Raw genomic sequence first — 2,597 nt, 5'->3', positions numbered from 1 at the left:
CGCTGGCCGTGGCGCGCGCATCGAGCAGGCGCGGCGTGTCCTGGCCGAGCATCGCCGCCAGCGTCGCAGCATCGATCAGTGGGGTGAAGTTGGCAGAGAGGGTCATGCAAGCTGCTCCAGTCGGCGACGCAGGTTGTACAGCATGGCGGCGGTAGCTCCCCAGATGCGCTGTCCGGGCCAACCGTACTCCAGCACATGGCGGATGCGTCCGCGGTGTTCGATTTCCACCTGATGCAGATTGGCGGGGTCGAGCAGATAGTCCAGCGGCACTTCAAAGACCTCGGCCACTTCGTCCGGTTGTGGCACCGCGACGAAGTCCGGGTCGATCACCGCCACCACCGGCATCACGCGATACCCGGTGATGGTGACGAACGGATCGAGATAGCCCAGCGGCTGCACGCGATCCAAGGGCAGCGCGATTTCCTCGTTGCTTTCGCGCAGGGCGGCGGCCACCGCATCGCGATCATCGGGCTCGGTACGCCCGCCGGGAAAGCCGACCTGGCCGCCGTGCTGGCGCAGGGTTTCGGTGCGCCGGGTCAGAATGACCTGGGCACCACTGGCGCGCGGCACGATGCCGGCCAGCACGGCTGCTTCCACCGGTGGTCCCGGTGGCAGGAGGTCAGCAAGCTCGCTTCGGTTCCAGCCATCACCGGACGGCGGCGCGTCCAGCGGATGCAGCGCGCGCAGCAGGCGTTCGTGGTCGGCGAGCGAACCGTGCAGGGATTGCCGCAACTGCTCGCGCAGCCGCAGCGTGTGCTCCATGGCGTGGTGCTGTTGTTCGCGGCTCATGTCACGCCACCCTGCAATCTCGTCCATCGTACGCAGGCAGCCCGTACACAGCCCGGCGCGATCCAGCGCGCAGATGCCGATGCAGGGAGTGGGTATGGCATGAGAGGGGTCTTCCATGGTCGTGCAGTCTGTAACAGTAGCGCATTGGGTTTCCGCGAACAGCGGCGTTTCAGTTGTCCCGTGCTGGGAGGGGACCGGACGCCCTCGCTCCGGGACACGCCGCAAGTACGTCCATGTAGGCTACTCCACGGCATCCATGCCGTGGAGTGTCCCTCCGGAGGACATCCGGCCCCCTCCCTCGATGGATCGCGAGATGCGGATCGAAGAGCAACAGCCGCGTGCGCTGTTGATTTCCTGTGGCCACCGACCTTCTGTCGGGGGCCGGTCGGGGTGGGTTTGCGGGACCGTCAAAAACATGGATGTTTTTGACGAGCCTCCATGGGTGAAGGCGCACTGCTTGCGAGGCACTGCCTCGCGTGCGACTGAACGCCCAACCGCTGGCGGTTGGGCCGGGCCCCGGAGGGGGATTCACGGCGTGTCCCGCAAACCCACCCCGACCGGCCCAAGCACCGAAAGCGATGACCACCGGTTGTTCGCAGAAATCCCAGGGCAGGCGCAAACAAAAACGCGCCGATGTTTCCATCGGCGCGTTGGGTGTTTCCGTAGCTGATTACTTGACGCTGACCAGCTTGATTTCGAACTGGACGGCGACGTTCGGCGGGAACGGAGTGCGCGGGTCGGCACCGTAGGCCTGTTCCGGCGGCAGGGTGACTTCCCACTTCGAGCCGGCCGGCATCTGCAGCAGGGTCTCGCGCATTGCCTTCATTTCGACTTCGCTGACCTTGATCGACGGAATCTGCTGGGCCGGGCGGGCTTCCTGCGGACGGTTGCCGTACGGGAACGGACCGGCCACTTCCAGCTGCACGGTGCTGGCCTGGGTCGGCTTGGCACCCTTGCCGGCTTCGATCACGCGGTACTGCACGCCGCTCGGCAGCGCCTGCACGCCGGCCTTGGCCTTGTTGGCGGTCAGGAACTGGGTGCTCTTGGTCTTGTTCTCGGCAGCGGCCTTGTCGTACTCGGCCTTGGCGGCCTGCGCACGACCCTGCTCGCGCTTCTGGAAGGCTTCAACCGCCGGCTTCAGCTGCTCGGCGGTGATCGCCGGCTGCTTCTTGGCGTAGGCGTCCTGCAGACCCTTCACCACCGAGTTGATATCCAGCTGTTCACCACGCGCGGTCAGCTCGGCCAGGTTGTTGCCGTAGTCGTAACCGAAGTAATAGCTCAGCTTGCCCTTTTCGGACGAGGTGTCCTGGGCGAAGGCATTGCCCGTCAGGGCCAGGGCCGCGACGGCGACCGCGATAGCACGCAACTTCATCAAACATTTCTCCAGGGGTGGTAACTCAGGACGAATTTGGTCGCCCTGAGGCGACGGGTTAGGATAGCCGCCGCAACGTTGAATCGCCACTAACGACGCAGGCTCTGACCCGTCTGCGTTTCAAGAGTTCAATATCACTTTTTTTTAACGTTTTCCGGGTGGTTTCCGTGGTTCACCTTCCCCTGCCCGTTCAGCTGCTGCAGCAGGTGTTGGCTGATAACCTCGACGCCGCGCTGGAGGCCGGGCTGATGGATTATGTGCCGGCTCCCGGCGATGAACGCCTGCTGCCGGACCACCCCGACCTGCCCGCCCGGCTGCTGGCGGCGCAGCAGCAACTGCGCCGTGCCTGGGACGCCCGTGATCGCTACCGCCAGCGCGCGGTGCGGCTGGCCCGACGTGCCGCTGAACGCGACGCCCGGCGCGCGCCGCCCGCCCC

Annotated in this window: 3 protein-coding genes; 1 reads left to right on the top strand and 2 read right to left on the bottom strand. The window is 65.6% G+C overall.

The features are described 5' to 3' along the window. Positions 1-102: 102 nt before the first annotated feature. Together EGJ34_RS21310 and EGJ34_RS21305 are read right to left on the bottom strand one after the other, a co-directional pair. Positions 103-906: a CoA pyrophosphatase gene (locus tag EGJ34_RS21310; RefSeq protein WP_125362400.1), complete on the bottom strand. Its 804-nt coding sequence runs from the start codon at positions 904-906 to the stop codon at positions 103-105. Positions 907-1,459: 553 nt separating this feature from the next. Next, the gene (locus EGJ34_RS21305; RefSeq protein WP_125362399.1) at positions 1,460-2,161 is read right to left on the bottom strand and encodes an FKBP-type peptidyl-prolyl cis-trans isomerase; all 702 of its coding nucleotides are present in this window, start codon (positions 2,159-2,161) and stop codon (positions 1,460-1,462) included. Between the two features lie 167 nt (positions 2,162-2,328). Here EGJ34_RS21305 and EGJ34_RS21300 point away from each other — a divergent pair. Beyond that, a partial coding sequence (locus tag EGJ34_RS21300; protein WP_125362398.1) for a hypothetical protein occupies positions 2,329-2,597 on the top strand: 269 nt, incomplete at its 3' end.

The organism is Stenotrophomonas sp. 278, from assembly GCF_003935715.1.
GTDB classification, from domain to species: Bacteria; Pseudomonadota; Gammaproteobacteria; order Xanthomonadales; family Xanthomonadaceae; genus Stenotrophomonas; species Stenotrophomonas maltophilia_AH.
The sequence above is the reverse complement of the archived record's forward strand: the minus strand, read 5'-3'. Positions and strand labels throughout refer to the sequence as shown.